The sequence below is a fragment of the Vibrio sp. 1288 genome (assembly GCF_033344475.1).
This window is the reverse complement of sequence record NZ_JAWPOX010000159.1, coordinates 1-1,022: the sequence shown is the minus strand read 5'-3', so window position 1 is coordinate 1,022 and position 1,022 is coordinate 1. Positions and strand designations below refer to the sequence as shown.

Below are 1,022 nucleotides of genomic sequence, written 5' to 3'. Positions count from 1 at the left end.
TGAATATCGTTTTGGTATTCGTTCTTTATCTCTTCGACCCAGTCAGAAATATTTTCCCACCATGCCGGCATATCCGGGGATTGCGCTTTTTGAGCAACGCTTTGGATACGTTTAAGACCAATAGATCCTGCCGCACCTTTGATTTTATGCGCTTCAGAAACAATGCCATCCTGATCTTTTGCGGTCATGTTTGAGTCTAATACCTCAATGTAATCTGGCATCATGTCTTCAAACATCTTGATGCTGTCGTACACGGGTTTAACGCCGACAATATCCACATAAGACTCTAGCATATCCAGATCCAGTAGATGTGTCTCAATCACAGGAGAAGGCGCCGCTTCTTCCTTGACTTCAGGCTTAACAATCACCGCGGGTTTATCGACTCGATCAACAAAGAACTTATCTATCACTGACTGAATAGCATGCACAGCTAATGGTTTACTGATTGCGTCATCCATTCCATTTTCTAAGTACTCTCGACGATCTTTCATCACGTTCGCCGTTAACGCCACCAACGGAGGTAAGTGGTCATAATGCTCACGGTAGTACTTCGCCACATCAAACCCTGTCATGTCTGGCAGTTGAATGTCCAACAGCGCAAGGTCGTATTGATCCGGCACAAAGTTGACTAACGCTTCTTCCCCAGTCATCGCGACCGTCACGGAATGCCCCAAACTTTCTAGCAGCGACTTAGCCACCGTCACGTTAAGTTCAATGTCTTCAACCATAAAGATGTTGAGATGCACATTGTCGCGCTTCGCATCGATTACCGGCTCTTCGAGTTCAACAATAGGAACGTGAATCGACACAGTAAAAGTACTACCAAAGCCTTCTTCACTTGTGACCGTAATGTCCCCATCCATCATATTGATCAGCTGTTTCGAAACCGCTAACCCAATGCCTGTACCTACCGCATGCAAGTTGTCTTTGCCCGACTTAACTTGATAATACATAGCAAAAATCTTATCCAGTTCAGCTTCAGGAATACCGATGCCGGTGTCTTCGACTTCCATAATAATGGT

1 protein-coding gene is annotated in these 1,022 nt (G+C 45.1%); it reads right to left on the bottom strand.

The features are described 5' to 3' along the window. A partial coding sequence (locus R8O11_RS25320; RefSeq protein ID WP_318194625.1) for a response regulator occupies positions 1–1,022 on the bottom strand: 1,022 nt, incomplete at both ends.